General features: G+C 62.8%; 21 protein-coding genes (1 of these 21 running past the window's edge). 6 read left to right on the top strand and 15 right to left on the bottom strand.

Features of this window, described 5'->3' with window-relative positions:
• Positions 1 to 1,579: the 3' portion of a M23 family metallopeptidase gene (locus GA829_RS09005; RefSeq protein WP_195178174.1), read on the top strand. The gene continues 392 nt to the left of window position 1, outside the view; the window shows 1,579 of its 1,971 coding nt (coding positions 393-1,971); its start codon lies off the left edge, out of view; its stop codon occupies positions 1,577 to 1,579.
• A 17-nt stretch (positions 1,580 to 1,596) separates the two neighbouring features.
• Here GA829_RS09005 and GA829_RS09000 read toward each other — a convergent pair whose 3' ends face one another.
• Together GA829_RS09000 and GA829_RS08995 are read right to left on the bottom strand one after the other, a co-directional pair.
• Complete coding sequence (locus GA829_RS09000) at positions 1,597 to 3,156, bottom strand: MFS transporter (RefSeq protein WP_195178173.1); 1,560 nt, start codon at positions 3,154 to 3,156, stop codon at positions 1,597 to 1,599.
• 104 nt (positions 3,157 to 3,260) lie between these two features.
• Positions 3,261 to 3,719 carry a GNAT family N-acetyltransferase gene (locus GA829_RS08995; protein WP_195178172.1) on the bottom strand — a complete coding sequence of 153 codons (459 nt, stop codon included), beginning with the start codon at positions 3,717 to 3,719 and terminating at the stop codon, positions 3,261 to 3,263.
• 112 nt (positions 3,720 to 3,831) lie between these two features.
• Between GA829_RS08995 and GA829_RS08990 the strand changes: the two genes are divergently transcribed.
• Positions 3,832 to 4,464, top strand: coding sequence for a TMEM175 family protein (locus tag GA829_RS08990; protein WP_195178171.1), 633 nt, complete (start codon positions 3,832 to 3,834; stop codon positions 4,462 to 4,464).
• A gap of 34 nt (positions 4,465 to 4,498) precedes the next feature.
• On the opposite strand, the gene GA829_RS08985 is transcribed toward GA829_RS08990, so the two are convergent.
• The 8 genes from GA829_RS08985 to GA829_RS08950 all read right to left on the bottom strand — a co-directional run bounded on the left by GA829_RS08985 (position 4,499) and on the right by GA829_RS08950 (position 16,227).
• Positions 4,499 to 5,974: a L,D-transpeptidase family protein gene (locus GA829_RS08985; RefSeq protein ID WP_195178170.1), complete on the bottom strand. Its 1,476-nt coding sequence runs from the start codon at positions 5,972 to 5,974 to the stop codon at positions 4,499 to 4,501.
• 152 nt (positions 5,975 to 6,126) lie between these two features.
• The gene (locus GA829_RS08980; protein WP_195178169.1) at positions 6,127 to 6,492 is read right to left on the bottom strand and encodes an MmcQ/YjbR family DNA-binding protein; all 366 of its coding nucleotides are present in this window, start codon (positions 6,490 to 6,492) and stop codon (positions 6,127 to 6,129) included.
• Positions 6,493 to 6,578: 86 nt separating this feature from the next.
• Positions 6,579 to 9,185: an ATP-dependent chaperone ClpB gene (clpB, locus tag GA829_RS08975; protein ID WP_195178168.1), complete on the bottom strand. Its 2,607-nt coding sequence runs from the start codon at positions 9,183 to 9,185 to the stop codon at positions 6,579 to 6,581.
• 222 nt (positions 9,186 to 9,407) lie between these two features.
• Entirely contained in the window at positions 9,408 to 10,358 is a 951-nt protein-coding gene (locus GA829_RS08970) for a DUF4167 domain-containing protein (protein WP_195178167.1), read from the bottom strand.
• A gap of 304 nt (positions 10,359 to 10,662) precedes the next feature.
• Complete coding sequence (gene prmC / locus GA829_RS08965; protein WP_195178166.1) at positions 10,663 to 11,541, bottom strand: peptide chain release factor N(5)-glutamine methyltransferase; 879 nt, start codon at positions 11,539 to 11,541, stop codon at positions 10,663 to 10,665.
• A complete protein-coding gene (gene prfA, locus GA829_RS08960; RefSeq protein WP_195178165.1) occupies positions 11,534 to 12,613 on the bottom strand; it encodes a peptide chain release factor 1 in 1,080 nt (359 codons plus the stop codon). The genes prmC and prfA overlap by 8 nt, the downstream gene beginning before the upstream one ends.
• A gap of 9 nt (positions 12,614 to 12,622) precedes the next feature.
• Positions 12,623 to 14,893, bottom strand: coding sequence for a phosphoenolpyruvate--protein phosphotransferase (ptsP, locus tag GA829_RS08955; RefSeq protein ID WP_195178164.1), 2,271 nt, complete (start codon positions 14,891 to 14,893; stop codon positions 12,623 to 12,625).
• Positions 14,894 to 14,973: 80 nt separating this feature from the next.
• Complete coding sequence (locus tag GA829_RS08950; RefSeq protein ID WP_195178163.1) at positions 14,974 to 16,227, bottom strand: aspartate kinase; 1,254 nt, start codon at positions 16,225 to 16,227, stop codon at positions 14,974 to 14,976.
• Between the two features lie 246 nt (positions 16,228 to 16,473).
• On the opposite strand from GA829_RS08950, the gene GA829_RS08945 reads away from it, so the two are divergent.
• The 3 genes from GA829_RS08945 to GA829_RS08935 all read left to right on the top strand — a co-directional run bounded on the left by GA829_RS08945 (position 16,474) and on the right by GA829_RS08935 (position 19,519).
• Positions 16,474 to 18,315: a CHASE3 domain-containing protein gene (locus tag GA829_RS08945; protein WP_195179577.1), complete on the top strand. Its 1,842-nt coding sequence runs from the start codon at positions 16,474 to 16,476 to the stop codon at positions 18,313 to 18,315.
• A gap of 87 nt (positions 18,316 to 18,402) precedes the next feature.
• The gene (gene ubiG / locus GA829_RS08940) at positions 18,403 to 19,152 is read left to right on the top strand and encodes a bifunctional 2-polyprenyl-6-hydroxyphenol methylase/3-demethylubiquinol 3-O-methyltransferase UbiG (protein WP_195178162.1); all 750 of its coding nucleotides are present in this window, start codon (positions 18,403 to 18,405) and stop codon (positions 19,150 to 19,152) included.
• 49 nt (positions 19,153 to 19,201) lie between these two features.
• Complete coding sequence (locus GA829_RS08935; RefSeq protein ID WP_258052239.1) at positions 19,202 to 19,519, top strand: MmcQ/YjbR family DNA-binding protein; 318 nt, start codon at positions 19,202 to 19,204, stop codon at positions 19,517 to 19,519.
• Positions 19,520 to 19,531: 12 nt separating this feature from the next.
• Here GA829_RS08935 and GA829_RS08930 read toward each other — a convergent pair whose 3' ends face one another.
• Entirely contained in the window at positions 19,532 to 20,422 is an 891-nt protein-coding gene (locus tag GA829_RS08930; protein ID WP_195178160.1) for a DMT family transporter, read from the bottom strand.
• A 98-nt stretch (positions 20,423 to 20,520) separates the two neighbouring features.
• Here GA829_RS08930 and GA829_RS08925 point away from each other — a divergent pair, with 98 nt between their 5' ends.
• On the top strand, positions 20,521 to 21,018 hold the full coding sequence (locus GA829_RS08925) for a MarR family winged helix-turn-helix transcriptional regulator (RefSeq protein WP_195178159.1): 498 nt from the start codon (positions 20,521 to 20,523) through the stop codon (positions 21,016 to 21,018).
• Positions 21,019 to 21,068: 50 nt separating this feature from the next.
• On the opposite strand, the gene GA829_RS08920 is transcribed toward GA829_RS08925, so the two are convergent.
• From GA829_RS08920 to GA829_RS08905, 4 genes are read right to left on the bottom strand one after another with little or no spacing between them, the layout of a single operon-like run.
• Positions 21,069 to 21,494, bottom strand: coding sequence for a DUF1178 family protein (locus tag GA829_RS08920; protein ID WP_195178158.1), 426 nt, complete (start codon positions 21,492 to 21,494; stop codon positions 21,069 to 21,071).
• Positions 21,491 to 22,357: a carbon-nitrogen hydrolase family protein gene (locus GA829_RS08915; RefSeq protein WP_195178157.1), complete on the bottom strand. Its 867-nt coding sequence runs from the start codon at positions 22,355 to 22,357 to the stop codon at positions 21,491 to 21,493. Before GA829_RS08915 ends, GA829_RS08920 begins: the two co-directional genes overlap by 4 nt.
• Before the next feature lie 10 nt (positions 22,358 to 22,367).
• Entirely contained in the window at positions 22,368 to 22,637 is a 270-nt protein-coding gene (gene grxC / locus GA829_RS08910; protein WP_195178156.1) for a glutaredoxin 3, read from the bottom strand.
• A 46-nt stretch (positions 22,638 to 22,683) separates the two neighbouring features.
• Positions 22,684 to 23,484, bottom strand: a complete 801-nt coding sequence (locus GA829_RS08905) for a ComF family protein (protein WP_195178155.1) — start codon at positions 23,482 to 23,484, stop codon at positions 22,684 to 22,686.
• Between the last annotated feature and the right edge of the window lie 53 nt (positions 23,485 to 23,537).

Raw genomic sequence — 23,537 nt, 5'->3', positions numbered from 1 at the left:
GCTGGCCGCTGGCCACACCACCAACCGCGCCTATCCGCCCTTCGATCCGATGCAGGTCTTCGGTGATGATGGCGACGACAGTGCAGCACAGCCGGCGACGACCTCTGCTGCCGCCGGCCAGATCTACGGCGCCAAGGTCGAAAGCGAGATGAGCCTGAAGACCGTCGATTTCCCGATCGAGACGGCTTCCTTTGATGAGAAGAGTGATCTCTCCGCCGACGAGGTGGAGAAAGTGGTGCGTTCAGCCGGCACCGACCTCAGCGACGGCGCCATTCAGGTCGCGTCGCTTCACTATGTCGACCCGCAGCGGTTCGGCGAAGCCTTTGCCGAGAGCATGGCCGGCTCCTACGACGTCAAGATCGTGCCTGAAAACGTCTCGGTTACGCAGCGCGCCGCCGTCGACGACCAGGCGCCGGCTTTCGCCGAGGAAATCATTCCCTTTACCAAGGACCTCGACATCACCGAGGCCTTTGCTGATTCGGGCTACACAGGTGATGATGCCACCGGCATGTCCGAGGCGATCGCCAAGCTGTTGAACGCAACGGCGCTCAAGGCCGGAACCGTGCTGCGCGTCGGGCTCGAGGTTCACGGCGACGCCGCCAAGGTCGTGCGCACCAGCGTGTATGACAAGACCCAGCACATCGTCACCATCGCGCTGAACGACCGCGGCCAATACGTCCCGGCGCAGGAGCCCGACCCCAATCCTGAATTGCTGACCGCGTTCGATGATTCGTCAGCACCGGTGGTGGTGCGCGGCAATCTGCCGAACGTCTATGATGGTATCTACCGCGCCGCCTATTCCTACGGCATGTCCAAGGCGATGACTCAGCGGCTGATCAAGCTTCTGGCCTCCGGCGTCGACTTCCAGTCCAGGCTCAATCCAGCCGATCGCATCGAAGTGCTGTTCTCGCAGCCCGATGGCGATGACCAGACCTCCGACAATTCCGAGCTCCTCTACGTCTCGGCGACCTTCGGCGGCACGACGCGCAATTTCTACCGCTTCCAGATGCAGGACGGCGGTACCGACTATTTCGACGAGGATGGCTCGAGCGCCGAGCAGTTCCTGCTGCGCAATCCCCTGCCCGCGGGAAAATTCCGCTCCGGCTTCGGCGCACGCAAACATCCGATCCTTGGTTATGTCCGCATGCATACCGGCGTCGATTGGGCTGCCCCTATCGGCACGCCGATCATCGCCGCCGGCAATGGTATCATCGAGAAGGTCGGCTGGGCCGGCGGCTATGGCAAGCAGATCATCATCCGCCATGCCAATGGCTACGAGACCTCGTACAATCACCAGAGCGCGTTCGCCAAGGGCATCGAGCCTGGCATGCACGTACGCCAGGGCCAGACCATCGGCTTTCTCGGCCAGACAGGCCTCGCGACCGGCCCGCATCTTCACTATGAGCTGATCGTCAACGGCACCAAGGTCGATCCGATGCGCGTTCGCCTGCCGGTCGGCAAGGTGCTGAAGGGTGACGATCTCGTCGCCTTCAAGCGGGAACGCGAGCGCATCGACGACCTGCTGAAGCAGGAAGACAGCGATTCGCTGAAGGTCGCCAGCGCCAAGATCGAAGGCTGAGGCCTTCGGCCCAACTGTCAGTTTTGCGGATTTTCGGCCCGGCGCGGCCAGGGCAGCGGCTGACCTGAAATCGTCGCCCATGCAACGATCGCCGACAACAGGCAAAGCACCGCCGTCACCGCGGAGACAGCCGAGAACGCCGCATCGCTGGCGGCAAGCCTTGCGGCATCGAGCGCCGGCGCAAGCCCGGCCTGAACCGGTTCACCAAAACCCGGCACGCCGGGCATCGCACTTCCATCCAGCATCGCCGAATAGACCGACGCGGCGAGCGACCCCATCGCGGCCACGGCGATCAGGCCGCCAATACGCGAGACGGCATTGTTTATGCCCGACGCCGCACCCGTATCCTTGTCTTCCACCGCCGTCATGATTGCTGTGGACAGCGGTGACACGACGAGAGCCATGCCCAGCCCCATCAGCGCCATCAGCGGAAATGTGCCCGTCCAGAAATTGTGGATGCCGGCATGAGTGAGCAAGGCGAGCCCGGCAAAGGCAACCGCAACAACGAGGCTGCCACAGGCGATCGGAAAGCGCGGCCCGATTCGGTCCGACAACTGGCCGACAGGTCCCGACAACAGCGCGATCGAGGCGGACAGGGGCAGGAAGATGAAGCCGACTTCGGCCGTGCTCAATCCCCAGCCGGCAATCAGCAGCATCGGCAGATAGAAGAGATTGGCCGAAAGGGCGAAATAGAGAAAGAACGTCGCGACATTGGCGCCGGCGAAAGCGCCGACCCGAAACAGCGAAAGATCGATCATCGGCTCGCGCTGCCGCAGTTCGAATGCGATGAAGACAATCAGCAGCACCGCGCCGGCGGCAATGCTCGGTCCCGACATGTGCCCTTCGCCCTTGGCACTCATCGAAGTCAGGCCGTAAGCCAGCGCACCGAAAGCCAGGGTGGCCAGCAGGGCACCGCCGAGATCGAGGCTGCGTTTTTCTACCGGCGCATCGGCCGGTATCTTGGTCTGTAGAAGATAGATCGAGATAAGGCCGAGCGGCAGGTTGATGGCGAAGATCGCGCGCCAGATGCCGTCGCCGAATGCCGAGAGAACGAGGCCGCCGAGCACCGGGCCAAGCGCTGTCGTCAGCGCCGAGGCCGCCGCCCAGATGCCAATGGCCCGGCCGCGCTCTTTTTTCGGATAAGCCTTGGCGATGATGGCAAGGCTGCCGGGTACCATGATCGCGGCGCCAATGCCCTGCATGGCGCGAAATGCGATGAGGATCGTCGGGTTCGGCGCCAGCGCACAGGCAAGCGAAGAGACGATGAACAACGCGATACCCGCGACGAAAGCGCGGCGCAGGCCAAAACGATCACCAGCAGCCCCGCCGGCAAGGATCAATGCGGAGAGCGTCAACGCGTAGGCGTTGGAAATCCACTGCGCCTCGGCAAGACTGGCGCCGAGATCGACGCGGATCGCCGGCATGGCGATGGCCAGGATCGAACCGTCGATGAAACCCAGCGCGGAAGCCAGGATCGCGGCAACCAGCACAAATCGCCGCTGCGATGGCGGACAAAACGAATCGGTGGGCGAAGCGCTTGTCAGGGAAACGGCGTCAGCGTCGGTTGGGGATTGCATGCCCTTGCTTAAACGGTCATCCGAACCGCAGCAACATGACAGTGGCGCTCTCTTGCTGGCCAGCGGTGAACCGGCGGCGCGGGCTTAGCGCGGCCGGGCTCTGTTCAAAGTTTGCGGCGCATCAGTATGCCCGATCCGAACAGCGTCACATGCGACCCGGTCACCTCGAAGCCGCATGCCTGGTAGAATCCAATGGCGTGGGGATTTCCCACGACATGCAGCCCTGTCGCCCCCAATTGCCGGCCAAGCTGACTGCAATGATCGACCAGTGCCCGGCCTGCTCCCGCCCGCCACAAATCCGGCTCGACAAACAGGCCATCCAGATCAATGTCGCCGTCATCTCTCGGCAGGATGGCCGCGAATCCAACCGTTGACCCGTCAATCTCGGCGACCAGAACCTGTCCCGCCTCGATCTGAGCCAGCGGCAGTTCGATGGCGTCCGGATGCTCCAGCAAGGCGTCTCGGTCATTTTCATTTGCCAGGGAAGCCCGCCATTGCAATTCTTCGAGCGCCTCGCGTTCCTCGGGTCTCGCAAGACGGATCGTGAGTTTCCGGTTCTGCATCTGACACCACGCTATCCGGGACAAAACGAACGGGCGAAAAATAGCGGACACTGCCGCATGCTGATCGTTGCCATGCTAGAAATCTGCCCAGCAACGCAATACGGGATCGGCCATGAAACGACCGCTTGAACCATCTGCAGAAGGGCGCGGGCGGATCGTCGGCATCACCGATGGCGTCTTTGCCATCGCGCTGACCTTGATCGTTCTCGAAATCCGGGTGCCCTCACAGGAAGCAATCCATTCCGAGCACGAGTTGCTTGCCGCGATCGGAGCATTGGCACCGCGCTTCCTCACCTACGCGCTGTCCTTCCTGACGCTGACCATCTTCTGGTTCGGGCAGCAGGCGCAGCACGGGCTGATCGCCAGATCCGACCGAAGGCTGGCGACGCTGAACCTCTGTTTCCTGGCATTCATCGCCTTGCTGCCGTTCTCAACGGACCTGCTGGCCGACTTCCTCCACTTCAGGACGGCGGTGCTCGTCTATTGGCTCAACCTGCTGATGCTGGGCGTGACGCTCTTTGCCAGTTGGCATTACGCCGCGAAGAGCGGCTTGCTGGCGGAAGGCGTCGATGCGGAAACAACCCGCACCGTCTACCTCCGCATCGTCAAGGCCCAGATTCTCTGGGCGATCGGCGCGGCGCTCTGTTTTGTCAGTCCACTGCTCAGCGTCGGCTTCATTCTGGTAGCGCAGCTTGGCTATGCCGCTACCCCAAGTTCGAGGTGGATAAGGAAGATCATAGGCTAAGACGCCCTCCTGATCTCCTCAGCTCGAACGCGCCCTATTCGACGAATTCAACGGTAACGCCGGGTGACACAAGCTTGGCGAGTTCGCGCGCATCCCAATTGGTCAGGCGCACGCAGCCGTGGCTCTCGGTCTTGCCGATCTTCGACGGTTCAGGCGTGCCGTGGATGCCGTAGGTCGGCTTGTCCAGCGCGATCCAGACCGAGCCAACCGGGCCGTTCGGCCCCGGCGGAATGGTCAGCACCTTGTTGTTTTCACCTTGCTTGAAGTTGATGTTCGGGTTGTAGGTGTAGTTCGGATCGAGCGCGATGCGCGACACCGCATGAATGCCGGTTGGCGACGGTGTATCCGACGAACCGATGGTCGCGGGATAGGCAGCTACGAGCTTGCCCGACGCATCATAGGCATAGACTTCCTTCTTGCCCTTGTCGGCGATGATGCGGACCACCGGCGTCGACACCAGCTTGCCGAAATTAGCCACCTTGACGATGGTGCCGGGACGATTGAAATCGGCTTCCGGGTTGAGCGCCTTCAGGTAATTCTCGTCCATGTGGAAGCGCTCGGCCAGCGCTTCGGTGACCGATGTGTAAGCCATCCGGTCGAGCTGCGCCTTCTGGCTGTAGTCTTCCGGTATCGACGCGACATAAGGGCCGGCCGCGTCCTCCGACGTGATCGTGTAGCTGGCGAAGGCATCGCCGCCGGATTGGGCCAGTGCAGCCTGGATGCCCACCGCGTCGGTCGAGCGCAGATTGCTGCCGGTGATCTGGTTGTAGGCGGCGAGCGCCTTGTCGACATTCGAACCGAACCGCCCGTCGATGACGCCCGGCGAGGCACCGCCCCGATCGAGCAGCACCTGAAGGGCAGCGACATCCTGCCGTGCACCCAGCGAAAGTGATGGATCGGCAGCGTTCTTGCCACCGGCCTTCGGCGGCAACGCAGCCTGCTCGCCCGGTACCGTCGGCTGGACCGGCTCTATCGAGGCCTCGTTGAGCGGTTGGCGGTTGATCGTGCGCGGCTTGGCCGGCTGCGGTGCATCCGGATAGTTGTTGTCATAGCCGCCGTCATCTTGCGGCGCCGGGTAGGCATCCACGGAATTATCGTCATTGGGACCGTAGTCATCGGCTGGTGGCGGGAGGACCCGACCTTCCTCCTCTAGCTGCTTGCGACGGAAACGCGCCATGTCTTGTGGGTCGTCGTGATAATAACGATCATTGTCCTCGACCGGCGCACGGCCGAGTTGGCGCAGCCTCGTCTCGCGGCGCAGCACGCGACGGTCGAGCCTTGTCTGCGGCGGCTGGATGGCGATGACCTTGCCTGTATCCGCGTCGACGATGACGCGGTTGCCGCGAGCATCGTAGTAGACATCGACATTGCCGTCCTGGGCGAGAAGGATGGCGCCACGATCGGCGCCTCGGACAACCCTTGCTGCGCGATCCTGCGTCGGTGCGGCGAGTGCGCTGGAAGTCATGAGCCCTATGGCGAAAGCCGAAAGGGTGAAGATCGTGCGCAACATGGTGGCCAAGCTCTCCGGTCCGTTATTGCCGCCGCCCGGCATTGTCCACATACGGCGAACCCCTTCGCCAGCAAACCAGTTACCCCAGGATAAGGTTCCAACATGAACCGGGCATGAAGATGGCGGTTTTCTGGCGCCTCGGGCAATATCAGCTAATTTGCGGCAAGCCCCAGTTCCTTACGGGCCTGCCGCGTCAGTTTCAGCGCGACAAGCCGATGGCTATCCCGCAGATAATCCTTCAATGCATCATCATCCATGCTCTGGCTTGTCTGACGCTGGATCCATTTCATGCCGCGCGACGCAAGGTAGGGTGCGGGCCGCAGTCCCGGCTGTTCCTTCAGCACGTCATAGGCAATATCGGAACATTTGAAGGTGACGAACGGCTGGCGCCCCTCGTCCCAGCCGGCGATGGCGAACACTTTGGTGCCGACCTTCCAGACATGGGCGCCACCCCATTGGATGACGTGATTCGTCGCGGGCAGCGAGGCACAGAAGCCGTTGTATTCGTCCAGCGTCATCCGCTCCCCACCAAAAGATCAAGACCTGAGACGCACCGTATTCTTTCGAGCGATGCGCCTCAGGTTGTTTCAGGCGGTCCTCGGAATCAGGCCGCCACCTCGGTTGCCACCACGGCCGGCCTTGACCGGAAGTTCAAGCGATCGGAACCGGCGGTGACCTTGACGGTCGAGCCGTCAAGAATGTCCCCGAGCAGGATCTTTTCCGCCAGCGGGTCCTGCAGTTCCTTCTGCATCACCCGCTTCAGCGGCCGCGCGCCATAGGCCGGGTCGTAGCCCTTGGCCGCCAGCCAGTCGATTGCATCCTGATCGAGCGACAGCGTGATCTTGCGGTCGGCCAGCAGGCTTTCCAGCCGCTTGAGTTGGATCTCGACGATGCGGCCCATATCCTGCCGGCGCAGCCGATGGAACAGGATCACCTCGTCGATACGGTTGAGGAACTCCGGCCGGAACGACGCCTTGACGACATTCATCACGTCGTCGCGCACGACATCGACGTCCTGGTCCTCGCCGAGAGCAACAAGATACTCCGCGCCGAGATTGGACGTCATGATGATCAGCGTGTTGCGGAAATCAACCGTGCGGCCCTGACCATCGGTCAAGCGCCCGTCGTCAAGCACTTGCAACAGCACGTTGAACACATCCGGATGCGCCTTCTCGATCTCGTCGAACAGCACGACCTGATAGGGCCGGCGGCGAACCGCTTCCGTCAACGCCCCGCCTTCCTCATAGCCGACATAGCCGGGAGGCGCGCCGATCAAGCGCGACACCGAGTGCTTTTCCATGAACTCCGACATATCGATGCGCACCATCGCGCTCTCGTCGTCGAACAGGAAACTGGCCAGGGCCTTGGTCAGTTCGGTCTTGCCGACGCCGGTCGGGCCAAGGAACATGAACGAGCCGATCGGCCGGTTCGGATCCTGCAGGCCGGCACGGGCGCGACGCACGGCCTTCGAGACGGCCTGAACCGCTTCGCCCTGACCGACGACACGCTTGCCGACCTCGTCTTCCATGCGCAACAGCTTGTCGCGCTCGCCCTGCAGCATCTTGTCGACCGGAATGCCGGTCCAGCGCGACACGATATGGGCGACGTGGTCAGGCGTGACCACCTCTTCGACCATGCCGACCTTGCCGTCCTGGGCCTCGGCTTCCTTCAGCTTCTTTTCCAGTTCCGGGATGCGGCCATAGGCAAGCTCGCCGGCGCGCTGGAATTCACCCTTGCGCTGGGCAATGGCGAGGTCGTTGCGCGCCTCCTCAAGCTGCTTCTTGAGATCAGCGGCAAGCCCGAGCTTCTGCTTCTCGGCCTGCCATTTCGAGGTGATCTCCTTCGAGTCCTCTTCGAGGTCCGCAAGCTCTTTCTCGAGACGGGCAAGCCGGTCCTTCGAGGCGTCGTCCTTCTCGACCTTCAGCGCCTCGCGCTCGATCTTCAACTGCATGATGCGGCGGTCGATCTCGTCCAGGGCTTCTGGCTTCGAATCGACCTGCATGCGCAGCCGCGACGCGGCCTCGTCGACAAGGTCGATCGCCTTGTCCGGCAGGAAGCGGTCGGCGATGTAGCGGTTGGACAGTGTCGCGGCCGCGACCAGCGCGGAATCCGAGATGCGCACCTTATGGTGCTGCTCGTATTTTTCCTTCAGGCCGCGCAGGATCGATACCGTGTCTTCCACCGTCGGCTCGTCGACGAAAACCGGCTGGAAACGGCGGGCGAGAGCGGCATCCTTTTCGACATGCTTGCGGTATTCATCAAGCGTTGTGGCGCCGACGCAGTGCAGCTCGCCGCGCGCCAGCGCCGGCTTCAACAGGTTCGACGCATCCATGGCGCCGTCCGCCTTGCCGGCCCCGACCAGCGTGTGCATCTCGTCGATGAACAGGATGATGTTGCCGTCCGCCGAGGTAACTTCGGACAGCACGGCCTTCAGCCTTTCCTCGAACTCGCCGCGATACTTGGCGCCGGCGATCAGCGCTCCGAGATCAAGCGCCATCAGCTGCTTGTCCTTCAGGGATTCCGGCACGTCGCCATTGACGATGCGCAGCGCCAGCCCTTCGGCGATCGCCGTCTTGCCGACGCCCGGCTCGCCGATCAGCACCGGGTTGTTCTTGGTGCGGCGCGACAGCACCTGGATGGTGCGGCGGATCTCGTCGTCGCGGCCGATGACCGGGTCGAGCTTGCCGGCGCGGGCATCCGCGGTCAGGTCGCGTGCGTATTTCTTCAACGCGTCATAGCTCTGTTCGGCACTCGCGGAATCGGCGGTGCGGCCTTTTCGGACATCATTGATGACCTGGTTCAAAGCCTGTGCGGTGACGCCCCCCTTGGCCAGGATGTCAGCTGTCTTGGCCGACTTCTCCATGGTGAGCGCCTGCAACAGCCGTTCGACCGTGACGAAACTGTCGCCAGCCTTCTTGGCCAGTTCCTCGGCGGTCGAAAACACTTTCGCCAGCGGCTGCGCCAGATAAAGCTGGCCATTGCCGCCTTCCACCTTCGGCATCGCTTCCAGTGCCGTCTCGACCCCGAGCTTGACGTCGCGGACATTGCCGCCGGCGCGCTCGATCAACGACGCCGCCAAGCCCTCGTCGTCGTCGACGAGCACTTTGAGCATATGTTCGGGTGTGAATTGCTGGTGGTTGCGCGACAGCGCCATGGTCTGCGCGGACTGGATAAAACCGCGCACGCGTTCCGAGTATTTCTCAAGGTTCATATCTGTCTCCTTCCGTCACCGGCCCGCTTTGCGGCACCGGATCCGATTGCGGTGACGGACCCGCCCGTTCGAGCCGGGTCCAGTTGAGGCTGATATGGTGCGCAGGCCATGATCCCTCAAGACGTCTCGCCCGTGATCGAGGCATAATATTGCACGGATGCGCAAACGAAAACGGCGGAGATTTCTCTCCGCCGTTCGACACTATCCAAACGCTTCGTTTGATCAGTTTTCAGTGGTGGAGATCGCCGACTCGCTGGCTTCGGCTTCCACCGGTGCGGCGGCCACCTCCTCGGCGGCATTGCCATTATCGATCTGGTCGGCATTGACACGCGGACGGCGCGGACGCTTGGGACGGCGTGCAGCGCTGCTTTCGGCTGCGGCTTCATTCAACTCTGCCTGGGCGGCAAGCGCGGCCGGCGAAAAGCTTTCGAACTGCAGCACCGGCTCAACCACGGAAACGGGCTCGGCGACGGCAACGGCCTCAGCTTGGACTGGTGCGTCATTGCCAGTATTTTGCTCGCCCCGTGGGCCGTTCTGCTCGCCGCGGGCCGCATAATCGCCGCGCTGGCCGTTGCCATTCTGGCCGTAACCGCCATTCGGGCGACGGTCGCGATGACGGCCGCCATTCTCACGGCCGCTGTTGTTACGCCCGCCATTGTTGTCGCGGCCGCCGTTGTTGTCGCGGCCGTTTTCCTGGTTCAACGCCAGTTCGGCCGGCATGCCTTCGATCACCGGCTGCGGACCTGCACCGTGGTTGACCACGGGAACATCGGAAATGGTGTTGCTGTTGTTGCCGCCATTGTCGAAATCGTCGCGATCCTCGTCGCCGTCATCGTCGAAATCATCGCGATTGTTCTGGGCGTTCTGGATCGGCATCTGCGCCTGCGCGGCGGCGATGATACGATTGTAATGCTCGGCATGCTGGAGATAGTTTTCCGCCATCACCCGGTCACCGGAGCTTTGCGCGTCACGGGCAAGGGTGGCGTATTTTTCGGCGATCTGCTGAGCCGATCCGCGGATCTTCACGTCCGGGCCGTTGCTCTCGTAGTTGCGCGTCAGGGGGTTAGGCCCTTTGCGGTTGTTGTTGTTATTGTTGTTGTTATTACCGCCACCGCCGCCGCCACCATTGTTGTTGCGACCGCGCATGCGCCTGTTCTGCTGTTGTGGCCTCATCAAACTCTCTTCATTTTGAAATTTTCGAAAAACTCTTCACGAACGGAGGCGCTCATGCGGCCAACCGTTTCGTCTTTTCACCGGCGTTCGCCCGCATCGATTGCGTTGGCGCCACGTGCCATCCTGTTCCGGTTACATCACTTGCCGGACGATTCCCGCTCGAAGCTTGGGCATCGTTTGCGCAAGAAGGCAGCTGTTTCCAAGGAAAACCGAATCGCTAAGAGCACTGCCTGCTTCGTCTCATCCGGTTAAGGCGACCCTAGCCGCATTCCCCGGTATTGCCAAGCGGTTTTTTTGCACTGCGTCAAGGCTTTGCACCTTCAAAGACAATAACCCTGTCGTTTCCACCAAGGTCACGGAAAGCACCAGCCGACACATAGCCTGCCGCCGCGAATATCGCCGAGACCTCATTGTGCTGTGCGTGGCCGATTTCGACTGCAATCTTGCCTTCAGTTTCCAAGAACCTTGCCGCCTCCGCGGCGATGATCCTGTAGGGGCTCAGACCGTCCGCACCGCCATCCAGGGCCAGTCGCGGATCGAAATCGCGGACTTCGTCCTGCAGATTTCCAATGTCTTCGGAGCGAATATAGGGAGGGTTTGCGGCAATTACATGGTATCTGCCGGAAACATTTTCGAACCAGTCGGACCGCAGCGCCGTGAACCGCGCGGCCAGGCCCAGTTGCGCTGCATTGCGGGCTGCCGTTGCCAGCGCGCCTTCGGACATATCCACGCCTGTCGCCATCGCCGCCGGAACAGCGCTGAGCAGCGCCAGGGCAATGGCGCCGGTACCGGTGCCGAGATCAAGGATGCGGCATTCGCCCTCCCGCGCTGCTATTGCCTCGGCGAAAGGCAGCAGCGCTTCAACAAGCGTCTCGGTATCCGGCCTCGGCTCCAGCGTTTCCGGCGACAGCGACAGGCGCAAACCATAGAATTCGCGGTAACCAAGGATGCGATGCACCGGTTCGCCGGAACCGCGTCGCTTCAAGGCGGCATCGACCGCGGCTATTGCACTCGTGTCGGCCTTGCGCTCGGGGTCGGTGATGGCTTGCGTGCGGGTCGTACCGGAAAAATGCTCGACGATCAGCCTGGCGTCCAGGGCAGGATCAGCGACTCCGGCCGCCGCAAGGCGCTCCCGCGCCGCGCGCAGCAGCAGCCCGAGCGTGTCGGGCAGCCTATCAGCCATCGATGCCGATATCGGCGAGCAACTTCGACTGATGGTCGGCAAGCAGCGCGTTGATGATCTCGTCGAGTTCGCCCATCATCACCCGGTCGAGCTTGTAGAGCGTCAGGTTGATGCGGTGGTCGGTAACGCGCCCTTGCGGGAAATTGTAGGTGCGGATGCGCTCCGACCGGTCGCCTGAGCCGACCTGCGATTTGCGGGACTCGGATCGCTCCTCGTCCGCCTTGCCGCGCTCCAGGTCATAAAGCCGCGCCCGCAGGATCTGCATCGCCTTGGCCCGGTTCTGGTGCTGCGATTTTTCCGCCTGCACCACCATGATGCCGGTCGGCAGGTGGGTGATGCGGACCGCCGAATCGGTGGTGTTGACGTGCTGGCCACCGGAGCCAGAGGCGCGCATCGTGTCGATGCGAATGTCTTCGGCCCTGATCTCGATGTCGACCTCTTCCGCTTCCGGCAGCACGGCCACCGTGGCGGCGGAGGTATGAATGCGCCCGCTGGCTTCGGTCGCCGGCACGCGCTGCACCCGGTGCACGCCGGACTCGAATTTCAGATGCGCGAAGACGCCCTTGCCTGAAACGGTGGCGATGATTTCCTTGAAGCCGCCGGCATCGCCGTCGCTAGCCGATGCCGCCTCGAACCGCCAGCCACGCTCGGCGGCATAGCGCTCATACATGCGAAACAGATCACCCGCGAAGAGTGCAGCCTCATCGCCGCCGGTGCCAGCGCGAATTTCGAGGATGGCATTCTTGTCGTCGGCGGCATCCTTGGGCAGCAGCAGGATCTGGATGTCTTTCTGCAATTGCTCGATGCGTTCCTCGACCTCCGGCAGATCGGCCTCGGCAAGGTCGCGCATCTCGGCGTCGGTGCCCTTGTCGGCAAGCATCGCCTCAAGATCAGCCTGCTCATGCTCAGCCAGGCGCAGCGCTCGCACCTTGGCAACCATGTCCTGGATCTCGGCATATTCCGACGCCATTTTCACATAGGCGTCGGCGGCCGGCCCAGCCGACATCTGCGCTTCGAGCATCTCGAAACGCTTGACGACTTGATCCATACGGTCGCGGGGCAGGTTGATCATGATGAAATGCTACAACGGTATGGAGCGGTCGTCGGCAAAGGCCTGCAGCAGCGCCCGCATCGGCAACCCCTGCGCCGGCGCCATGAGATTGTCGGCGAAGAAGGCCTGCAGCTCTTCCAGTGGCAATTCGGTCAGCATCGCTTTGACCGGGCCTATGGAGGCGGGCGACATCGAGATCGAGCGATAGCCAAGGCCGATAAGCGCCATGGCCGAAATCGGCTTGCCGGCGAGTTCGCCGCACAGCGTCACTGGCGTGTTGTTGCGCACGCCGGCATCGGCAACCGTCTTGAGCACCCGCAGGAACGGCGCCGACAGCGTGTCGAAACGATCGGACAATTGCGTGTTGCCGCGATCGACCGCCATGACGAACTGGAACAGGTCGTTAGAACCGACCGAGACGAAATCGACCGCCTTCATCAATTCGTCGAGCTGGAACAGCAATGACGGCACTTCCAGCATGGCGCCAACCTTGAGGCTGGTCGGCAGGTGATGGGCAAAACGCGAGAGATGCCGCACCTCCCGGTCGATAATCTCGCGCGCTTGGACGATCTCGCCAAGCTCGGTGACCATCGGCAGCATCAGCTTGAGTTCGCGCCCACCGCTGGCCTTGAGCAAGGCGCGGATCTGGGTTCTGAGCAGCCCTGGCCGGTCGAGCGTCAGTCGGATTGCCCGCCAGCCAAGCGCCGGGTTCTCTTCCTGAATGGCGCCCTTGAAATAAGGCAACACCTTGTCGCCACCGATATCGATGGTGCGGAAGGTGACCGGCTTGCCGCGTGCCGCGTCGAGCACGTCGCGGTAGAGCTTTTCCTGGGCCTCCGCCCGAGGAAACGTCGACGCGACCATGAATTGCAGTTCGGTGCGGAACAGGCCGATGCCGGCGGCACCCGCCTCCGCCAATTGTGGCAGGTCAACCGCCAGGCCGGCGTTCATCAGCAGGTCGACCTGGACACCGTCCCGCGTTACCGACGGCTTCTTGCGCAGCTCGCGGTAGACTTCCTGCCGGCGCGCCCGGAAGCGGACCTTTTCGGCATAGGCGGCTTCCAGGTCGGACTGCGGGCGCAGATGGATCGTGCCTTCTTCGCCATCGACGATGATGGCATCGCCGTTTTCCGCCATCGAGACGGCGCCCTTCATCTGGCCGGCGACGGGAATGCCCATCGCACGCGCCACGATGACGACATGGCTGGTCGCCGCGCCGTCTTCCAGCACCACGCCGCGCAGCTTGTCCCTGGGGTAATCGAGCAGTTCGGCGGCACCCATCGAACGGGCAACGATGATGGCGTCCTTGGGCAGCGAGGCCGCGACATCTTCCGGGCCACGCCCCATCAGCTGGCGCAGCAGCCGGTTGGCAAGGTCGTCGAAATCGCTCATCCGCTCGCGCAGATAGGGGTCGGTCATGTGCAGCATGCGGGCGCGCATGTCGCTTTGCACTTTTTCCACCGCGGCTTCAGCCGTCAGGCCGTTGCGGATCGCCTCTTCCAGCCGGCGCACCCAGCCACGGTCGTTGGCGAACATGCGATAGGCTTCGAGCACCTCGCGATGCTCGCCCTCGAAGGCGACATCGCGGCGCTCCAGCATGTCGTCGATGGAAAGCCTGAGCGACCCCAGCGAGGTCTCTAGCCGGCGAATCTCTTCCTCGCTGTCCTCGTTGAACAGGTTGGTGACGACGATACGCGGCTCGTGCAGCACGACATGGCCAAGGCCGACGCCATCGTTGAAGGACAGGCCGGTAAAGCTCACCGGGCGGCGCAGATCGAGTTCGAGGCCCGGGCGCGTCAATCGCGCCAGGTCGCCGGTCGCGATCATCTCGGCGATGACCATCGCCGTCGTCTCCAGCGCCTCGACCTCATCATCGCGATAGTGGCGCATGGTCTTGTTCTGCACCACCAGAACGCCGAGCGTGCGCCCTGCCCGCAGCACCGGCACGCCAAGGAAGGAATTGTAGATCTCTTCCCCGGTCTCCGGCAGGTAGGCGAAGGCCGGATGTTCCTGCGCGTTGGAAAGATTGAGCGGCCGCGCACTGGCGGCGATGGTGCCGACCAGACCTTGCCCCAGCCTAAGCTGCGCCAGGTGGACGGCGTTCGGGTTCAGACCCTCCGTGGCGTAGAGTTCGAGCACCGAGTCGGCGCGCAGCACGTAGAGCGAGCACACTTCGGCGACCATGTTGGACGCGATGTCGCGCACGATCCGGTCAAGCCGCTCCTGCGGCTCCAGCGGCTCCTGCATGAGCTCGCGGAGCCGTTTCAGCAAAACGCGCGGGCCACTGGCCTGATCACGCATCGCGGCTTCTTCTCCAATGGGCATACTGCCCGCCGCAGTTTCCACTGCGGCCGGCGCACACGCAACTCAAATCAGTCTTGCTACTGCTTATCCAGACCGTAGACGGAATGCAAAGTACGAACCGCCAGTTCTGTATACGGACCGTCGATCAGGATCGAAATCTTGATTTCCGAGGTCGTGATGGCGCGAATGTTGATCGAACGGTCGGCCAGCGCCTTGAAAGCGGTGGCGGCGACGCCGGCGTGGCTGCGCATGCCGATGCCGATGACTGAAACCTTCGACATGCCGGCTTCCGACTGCACGACATCATAGCCAATCTCGGCTTTCAGGCGTTCGAGCACGGCAAGCGCCTTGTCGACATCGCCCGACGGCACTGTGAAGGTCATGTCGGTGAACTTGCCGTCCTCGGAAATGTTCTGGACGATCATGTCGACATTGATATTGGCCTCGGCCAGCGGGCCGAAGATGCCGGCGGCGACGCCCGGCCGGTCGCCGACACGGCGCAACGATATCTGCGCCTCGTCCTTGGCATAGGCAATTCCGGTGACGACCTGCTGTTCCACGATCTCTTCCTCATCGCAAATGAGCGTTCCGGGCGGATTGAGCAAATCCCCCATTCCGGGTGCATCGGGATCGTCGAAGGACGACCGCACGAAGGTACGCACCCTGTGCACCATGGCAAGCTCGACCGAACGCACCTGCAGAACCTTGGCGCCAAGCGAGGCCATTTCGAGCATTTCCTCGAAGGAAATCTTGGCCAGCCGCCGCGCCTTCGGCTCGATGCGCGGGTCGGTGGTGTAGACGCCGTCGACGTCGGTATAGATGTCGCAGCGGTCGGCCTTGACCGCCGCCGCGATGGCTACCGCACTGGTGTCCGAGCCGCCACGGCCGAGCGTGGCGATACGATTGTCCGGCCCGATGCCCTGGAAACCGGCGATCACAGCCACCTGCCCCTCGCCGAAGCGCTTGATCAGGAAGGCGCCGTCGATGTCGAGGATGCGGGCCGCGCCATGCGCATTGTCGGTCTTGATCGGAATCTGCCAACCCTGCCAGGACCGGGCATGCACGCCCATGTTTTGCAGCGTGATTGCCAGAAGACCGGCCGTCACCTGCTCGCCTGAAGCGACGACAGCGTCATATTCGCGCGCGTCATGCATCGGCGACGCCTCGCGCGTCCAGCCAACCAGTTCATTGGTCTTGCCGGACATCGCCGAGACCACCACCGCGACCTCGTGTCCTGCATCGACCTCGCGTTTGACGTGACGCGCCACATTGCGGATGCGGGCGATGTCGGCGACGGATGTCCCGCCGAATTTCATCACGATACGCGCCATGGAAGCGAAATGCCTTTGACTGAAGCCGGCCGGAGCCGAATGCGGAGGAATGCGCCCGGCTGATGCCGGCCGCTGAATGCGCGGCCTCCTTAGCCAAATGATCGCGGTTTCGCAAGGCTGGCAACGATTGTTGCCCGGAAGCCGGCGGCATATTGCGTTCCGCCGCGGTGCCGCTTACGAAATGCTGCCCGCGGTGAAATTCCTTTTGGTTCGGCATAACAGATGATTGCTCGTCTTCGGCGTGCCATGCGATGGCAATCGCTTCCGCTCGTCATCGGCTTCGCCGTGCTGGCGTTGATCGTCGGCACGCGCGCCATTCTTGTCGAGGGTCAGAGCGCCGGCCGTGTCGCCGCCCGCGAGACGATCGAATATCAGGAACTTCTGTCCGGACTGCTTTCGATGGCGCAGGATGCCGAAAGCGGCCAGCGCGGCTACCTGCTTTCCGGCGAGAAATCCTATCTTGAACCTTATCGGCAGGCCGTTGCCGCAATCCCAGGACAAGTTGCCCGTATCGACGCCATGAACGCTCCGGATGATGAGATCGTCCAGCAGATCGCCCGCATCAAGGACGCATTGTCGCTAAAACTGGCCGAGCTCGCCGAGACGATCAACCTATACGATCATGGCGATACGGCAAAGGCGCTGGAATTGGTGCGTGGCGGCCAGGGCAAGGCCGCGATGGACCAGATCCGAGCCAGCATTGACACCATCCGGCGGGCCGGCGGCGCCGCGCTCAGCGCCCGCGATGCGCATACCGACCAGGTCGAGAACTGGCTGCGCATCGGCTCGCTGACGGCGCTGCTGGCGATCTTCCTGCTGGGTGCCTATACGATCCGCGAGTCGCGCCGCCGTTTTCGCGAGGTTGTGACTGCCCAGGACGAACTGACCAGAAAGAACGTTGCGCTGAGCAACGAGATCGTCACACGCGAAAAGGCCGAATCGCAAATTCGGCAGATGCAGAAGATGGAAGCGGTGGGCCAGCTTACCGGTGGTATTGCCCACGATTTCAACAACATGCTGGCGGTGATCATCAGTGCCATGAACCTTGCCCAGCGCAAGCTGGCGCGTGGCGAGCACGACATCGCGAAATTCATCGAGGCAGCGACCGACGCCGCGACCCGTGCCGCCAACCTGACCGCCCGGCTGCTCGCCTTCTCACGCCAGCAGCCGCTGGCGCCGCAGGTCGTCGATACCAATCGGCTGCTGACGGGCATGTCCGACCTGTTGCGCCGGACACTGGGCGAAGGCATCCGCGTCGAAACGGTGCTGGCCGGCGGCGTGTGGAAGACCCATGCCGACCCGAGCCAGATCGAGAATGCCATTCTCAACCTCGCCGTAAACGCACGCGATGCCATGGGCGAGGACGGCAAGCTGACCATCGAGACAGCCAACAGCCACCTCGATGACAGCTATGCCGCCACCCACGCGGAGGTGACGGCGGGCCAATATGTGATGATCGCTGTCAGCGACACCGGTTCGGGCATGTCGCCCGAGATCATCACCAAGGCCTTCGAGCCGTTCTTCACCACCAAGCCGGTCAACAAAGGCACCGGTCTTGGGCTGAGCCAGGTCTTTGGTTTCGTCAAACAGTCGGGTGGACACGTCAAGATCTACTCGGAGCCCGGTGAAGGCACGACGATCAAGATTTATCTGCCCCGATTCTTTGGCGCCGAGGAGGCCACCTCGCCCACCGGCCGGCGCGGTGATTCCGCCACGCCGGTGACCGAAACCATCCTCGTTGTCGAGGACGATGCCCGTGTTCGCGCCTCCACCACGGATGCCTTGCGCGAACTCGGCTACACCGTCGTCCATGCCGGAAGCGGCCAGGAAGCCTTGCAGAAACTGGCGGAGACACCTGGCGTGGCGCTGTTGTTCACCGACATCGTCATGCCGGTGATGAATGGCCGCAAGCTCGCCGAGGAAGCGGTCGCGCGCCAGCCTGGCCTGAAAGTGATCTTCACCACCGGTTTCACCAGGAATGCCGTGGTTCACAATGGCGTGCTTGACCATGACGTGCATTTCCTGGCCAAGCCCTTCACCATCGAGCAGCTTGCCGCCAAGCTGCGCGAGGTGCTCGATACAAAGTAGATCGCGCGGCTTTGTCAGCATTGAAAATTGCTGCCTTGACTTTCCTCGCCTCACGCCCGACTTCCTAGCGTCCGAGGAGACCAAGCCATGCCAGAGCCCCGCCGATCGACGATCGACGCTGGAGAAGTCGAGCGCTTCTCCGCCCTTGCCGCCGAATGGTGGAACCCGAACGGCAAGTTCCGCCCGCTGCACAAGTTCAACCCGGTCCGGCTTGCCTATATCCGCGACCAGGTGGCGACACGCTTCGGCCGTGATCCGCGCGCGGCAAGGCCGTTCGAGGGCCTGCGCTTCCTCGATATCGGCTGTGGCGGCGGCCTTTTGTGCGAGCCGATGGCGCGGCTTGGCGCCGAAGTGGTCGGCGCCGATGCTTCCGCAACCAACATCGAAGTGGCCAGAATGCATGCGGCGGAGGGCGGCGTCAGCATCGACTATCGCGCCACGACAGCCGAGGACCTTGCCGATGCCGGTGAAAAATTCGACGTCATCCTCAACATGGAAGTGGTCGAGCATGTCGCCGACGTCGACCTGTTCGTCGCCAAGTGCGGCGAGATGGTCAGGCCAGGCGGCATCATGTTCGTCGCCACCATCAACCGCACGCTGAAGGCGCTGGGACTGGCCATCATCGGCGCCGAATACGTGCTGCGATGGCTGCCGCGCGGCACCCATCAATTCGGCAAGCTGGTGCGCCCTGAGGAGCTCGAAAAGGCGCTTGGCGGCGCTGGCCTCTCCATCATCGACCGCAGCGGCGTGACCTACAACCCGCTCGCCGACCGCTGGTCGCGGTCCAAGGACATGGACGTCAACTACATGGTGCTGGCTGAAAAGGGCAGTGTCTGAGGGCTGAGGCGGAGAGTTTTGGACCGTGGACCCTAGAACAGCCCGACACTTGACGCTTGAACTCCCCGAAGCGGTCGAGAAATCGCATTTCGGCAAGGCCGACTTCCGGGTGCGCAACCGCATCTTCATGTCGCTGCCAGAAGACAATCGCGCCGTGATCAAGCTCGATCTCGATCAGCAAGAGATGATGGCTGCCGCCGAACCCAGGGTTTTCAAACCCGTGCCGGGCGGCTGGGGCCGCAAAGGCTGGACGTCGATCATGCTCGTCGCTTGCGACGACCAGACATTCCGCAGCGCCATACGAACGTCATGGCGAAATGTCGCTCCGCCGGCCCTCCGGAAAGCGTTCGACGCAAACCCGCAGTGACGGTGCCGACGGTCAGCTCTTCTGGCTCTGGGCTTTTGTGGTGATGAACACGCCGGCGGTGATGATCAGCGCGCCCGCCCAGGTCATGAGTTGATAGTGTTCGCCGAGAAAAATCGTTCCCGCAAACAGGCCAACCGCCGCCGCCACATATCCGATCTGGCTAAGATAGACCGGGCCGCCGACCGCTTGCAGCCTGAAGAAGAAGGCGAACATGGCTGAGGCCGACGCGACCTGCGCGACCACCACCAGCGGCACAGCGCCGAGCGGTGCGAAGGCCTTGAGGCCCAGCAAGACGAGAATTCCCACGAACAGCATCGCCGCCGATGCAAGGTGACTGCCGACGGCAAGCTCGATCGGGCCGGTGCCTTCCGGCCAGTCGACAGTGCGGTAAATGTTGCCGGCGGCGAGACTGACCGGGATGAGCAATCCCATCGCCACCCAGAACAGATCGGCCGGCTGGCCGGCTTCGCCACGTGTCACCGCCACCATCACCGCACCGACGAAGCCGACGGCAATGCCTGATATGCCCAGCATGTTGGGCCGCCGGACGCGCAGCAGGATCGAGAACACCAGCGTGATGACCGGCGACAGGGTGAACATGATGCCGGTATAGCCGGCGCCAAGATGCGGGATGGCCGAGAACATCAACAGGTTCGGGGCAGCATAGGATACCGCGGCGGTGACGAAGAAGTAGCGCAATTTGTGCGGCGTCAGCCGGATGCGTTCGCCGCGCAGTAGGAGCGCGAGCAGCAGAACGCCACCGGCGCCGAGCGAGATAACGAAGGCCCAGACCATGGCAGGCACGCCGGCCGTCGTGGCGAGCTTGCCGAATGGCAGCGTCAGGCCGAGCAGACCGCCGGTGACGACCAGCAGGCCGAGGGCTGATTCCCAGAGAATTTTCATCGGATGTTCCGTCATTGAAGCGGCGCTTGGCCGCCCTTGTATCTTGAGGTAAAATAATGCAAAGATTCTTAACGTCAAGATATTTAATGGTGAGACAGATGGATCGTGCGGCAAAGGCGGTCGAACAGTGGAACAAGGAGCGGCCCGATCTGGATGTGTCGCCCATGGCCGTGCTTGGACGTCTCAACGAAGCCTCCTCGCTGATCGCAAGGGATCGGCTGGCACCGCTCTTTGCCCGCTTCGGACTGCAGGCCGGCGAGTTCGACGTGCTGGCAACGCTACGCCGCTCGGGCACGCCGTTCGTACTGACGCCCACAGCTCTCTATGAAGCGACGATGGTGACGTCGGGCGCTATGACCAATCGGCTCGATCGCCTAGAGACTTCAGGATTGATCCTGCGCGGCCCGCATCCCAGCGACCGGCGTGGGATTGTCGTGCAACTGACCGGGAAGGGCCTCGCACTGATCGACGAGGCCGTCACCGCCCATGTTGCCAACGAACATGAGATCCTGTCTGGCCTGACGCGTGCCGAGTGCGACACGCTTTCCCACCTGCTGGAGAAATTGATCGGCAGCGCGAAGTCGGCGGCCAGCTAGGACAACGGCTGATTGCGACTCCAATCGCCCGATAGGACAGTGATGTCAGGTCAATTGCGTTCGTCAGGAAAACTCGGGATCGGCATGAACTCGATGCCGTCCTCGGCCAGGCTCTTGGCTTCGTCCAGCGTCGCCTCGCCGTAGATGCCGCGCGCGTCGCTTTCGCCGAAATGGATCTTGCGTGCTTCCTCGGCGAATTTGTCGCCGACATAGTCGGCATTCTCGCGCACCTTTTCGGCCATCGCCTTCAGCTGCGCCAGCGCCTGCTTCTGCGCCTCGCCCATGGCCAGCGCGATCTTCTCCTGCTTGCGTCCGGTGGAGACGGCCGGCGCCATCAGCGCCTTTTGCACCTTGTGCGAACCGCAGGACGGGCAATCGACGAAACCCCGCTTCTTCTGGGTGTCGAAATCGTCATTGCTGCGGAACCAGCCTTCGAACTGGTGCTCGCGCTCGCAGATCAGGGAAAAACGGATCAAGAGGCGGCACCCCTGAGACGCGGCGTCTCCACCAGGCCGGCATTGACGGCGAAGTCCCGCGCATTTTTCAGATTGGGGATTTTCTTGCGCGCCGCCAGCGATTGCGCCGGGTCGATCTCGGCAACGATCACCGCCGGCTCGTCATGCGCAGCCTCGGCGATGATACGGCCCCACGGATCGACGATCAGCGAATGGCCATAGGTCTCGCGGCCATCCTCATGCACGCCGCCTTGCGCCGCCGCCACGACATAGGCGCCGTTCTCGATGGCGCGCGCCCTGAGCAGCACGTGCCAATGCGCCTCGCCGGTCTGCCGGGTGAAGGCGGCGGGCACCGAAAGCAGCTCTGCGCCGGCCATCGCTTCGGAGCGGAACAGCTGCGGAAAGCGCAAATCGTAGCAGACGGCAAAACCCAGCCTAGCGCCGGCAATGTTGGTGACGACAGCTTCGGTGCCGGGCTCGTAGGCCGCTGACTCCCGCCAGCTCTCGCCATTGTCGAGATCGACATCGAACATATGGATCTTGTCATAGGTAGCGAGCGTGGCGCCGTCCGGACCAAAAAGAAGCGCCCGGTTGGCGAGCTTGCCGTCGGCGCGCAGGATGGCGGTCGAGCCGATATGCAGGAAGACGCCGAGCTCGCTCGCCAGTCCGCGAGCGGTCGAGACGATGATGTCCTTGTCCTCCGACGTGAACGAGGCGGCACGGGCCTCCTTGTCGCGGATCAGCGCTCCGGTCATTTCCGGCGTCTGAATGTAGGTTGCGCCCAGGCCTGCCGCCTCGCGCACCATCCGCTCGAGATCGACCGCGTTGCGCTCAGGGCTCTCGCCCGAACGCATCTGGACAGCGGCAGCCTTGAAAACACCCATTGTCATATCCTCAAACCGTCGAGCCGTTGGCGAGCATCTTGTCGAGCCGGCCTTCGGCCTCCAGATCGTGGAGGTCGTCGCAGCCGCCGACATGTGTGTCGCCGATGAAAATCTGTGGGAAGGTCGAGCGGCCATGAGCGCGCGAAATCATTTCCTGGCGCAGTTCCGGCGAGAACGACGCATCGTGCTCGGTGAAGGCGACGCCCTTGCGCTCCAGCAACCGCTTGGCCGCCGTGCAATAGCCGCACATCATGCGTGTATAGATCGTGACATCAACCATGATGAATTTCCGCGGTCTCTTCCAGACTTATGCATCCGTTGCCGACTTATATAGTCGTGGTCTCGTCCGCCCGGAAGTCCCCCGGCAGCACGCGGGCGAAGGTCAGCACATCGACGGTAGCGGCGCCACCTCTTTTCAGCGCCTTGGTGGCGGCCCGCACGGTGGCGCCTGTCGTATAGACATCGTCGATCAGCAGCACCCGCCTGCCGGCAATCTCGATTTCCGCCTCCGCTGGCACGCGAAAGGCGGCGCGTACATTGTCCTCGCGATCCTTGCGTTCCAGTCCAACCTGCTGGCGGGTGGATTTTACGCGCCGCATCGCCGCCGGCGCGAATGGAACGCCGCTGAGCTGCGACACCGCCCTTGCCAGCTCCGCCGACTGGTTGAATTTTCGCTTGAAGAAGCGCCGCCAATGCAGCGGCACCGGCACAACCACATCCGCATCGGCGATGAGGTCGGCGCCGGCGCGCAGCATCCAGCGCGCCATCCACGGCGCCAGATCAGTGCGATCCTGATACTTCAGACCCTGCACCATCTGGCGAGCGACGCCCGAATAGGCAACGGCCGCCCTCGCCCGCTCGAAAGGCGGCGGATCGGCGATCGCCTCGGCGGACAGGAACCCCTCGCCCATGTGATGGGTGAACGGCGTGCCCATGACCGGGCACCAGGGCCGCTCCAGCAGCCGCAGCTTGGGCCAGCAGGCGCCGCACAGCACGCCGGGCTGAGTGACATGACGGCGGCAACCGGCACAGACGGGAGGAAAGAGCACGCGCGCCGGCCATGTCAGCGCCGCTTGGGCAAACCGCCTGATTTCGATACGCTTGATCTTGGACATGGGATTGGCCACGTGATCGGTTCTCGGGGGTGCCGTTGACAACTTGCCCTTGGAGGTCACATGGA

The organism is Mesorhizobium sp. INR15 (assembly GCF_015500075.1).
Classification (GTDB): domain Bacteria; phylum Pseudomonadota; class Alphaproteobacteria; order Rhizobiales; family Rhizobiaceae; genus Mesorhizobium.
The sequence above is the reverse complement of the archived record's forward strand: the minus strand, read 5'-3'. Positions and strand labels throughout refer to the sequence as shown.

Excerpts from the sequence above, each read along its gene's own strand:
- grxC (WP_195178156.1), bottom strand. The coding sequence starts at position 22,637 with ATGGTTGATGTCACGATCTATACACGCATGATGTGCGGCTATTGCACG.
- clpB (WP_195178168.1), bottom strand. The coding sequence starts at position 9,185 with ATGAACCTTGAGAAATACTCGGAACGCGTGCGCGGTTTTATCCAGTCC.
- GA829_RS08925 (WP_195178159.1), top strand. The coding sequence starts at position 20,521 with ATGGATCGTGCGGCAAAGGCGGTCGAACAGTGGAACAAGGAGCGGCCC.
- ubiG (WP_195178162.1), top strand. The coding sequence starts at position 18,403 with ATGCCAGAGCCCCGCCGATCGACGATCGACGCTGGAGAAGTCGAGCGC.
- GA829_RS08945 (WP_195179577.1), top strand. The coding sequence starts at position 16,474 with ATGCGATGGCAATCGCTTCCGCTCGTCATCGGCTTCGCCGTGCTGGCG.
- GA829_RS09000 (WP_195178173.1), bottom strand. The coding sequence starts at position 3,156 with ATGCAATCCCCAACCGACGCTGACGCCGTTTCCCTGACAAGCGCTTCG.
- GA829_RS08985 (WP_195178170.1), bottom strand. The coding sequence starts at position 5,974 with ATGTTGCGCACGATCTTCACCCTTTCGGCTTTCGCCATAGGGCTCATG.
- GA829_RS08970 (WP_195178167.1), bottom strand. The coding sequence starts at position 10,358 with ATGAGGCCACAACAGCAGAACAGGCGCATGCGCGGTCGCAACAACAAT.
- prmC (WP_195178166.1), bottom strand. The coding sequence starts at position 11,541 with ATGGCTGATAGGCTGCCCGACACGCTCGGGCTGCTGCTGCGCGCGGCG.
- prfA (WP_195178165.1), bottom strand. The coding sequence starts at position 12,613 with ATGATCAACCTGCCCCGCGACCGTATGGATCAAGTCGTCAAGCGTTTC.
- GA829_RS08930 (WP_195178160.1), bottom strand. The coding sequence starts at position 20,422 with ATGAAAATTCTCTGGGAATCAGCCCTCGGCCTGCTGGTCGTCACCGGC.
- GA829_RS08990 (WP_195178171.1), top strand. The coding sequence starts at position 3,832 with ATGAAACGACCGCTTGAACCATCTGCAGAAGGGCGCGGGCGGATCGTC.
- GA829_RS08915 (WP_195178157.1), bottom strand. The coding sequence starts at position 22,357 with ATGGGTGTTTTCAAGGCTGCCGCTGTCCAGATGCGTTCGGGCGAGAGC.
- GA829_RS08995 (WP_195178172.1), bottom strand. The coding sequence starts at position 3,719 with ATGCAGAACCGGAAACTCACGATCCGTCTTGCGAGACCCGAGGAACGC.
- ptsP (WP_195178164.1), bottom strand. The coding sequence starts at position 14,893 with ATGCGTGATCAGGCCAGTGGCCCGCGCGTTTTGCTGAAACGGCTCCGC.
- GA829_RS08980 (WP_195178169.1), bottom strand. The coding sequence starts at position 6,492 with ATGACGCTGGACGAATACAACGGCTTCTGTGCCTCGCTGCCCGCGACG.
- GA829_RS08950 (WP_195178163.1), bottom strand. The coding sequence starts at position 16,227 with ATGGCGCGTATCGTGATGAAATTCGGCGGGACATCCGTCGCCGACATC.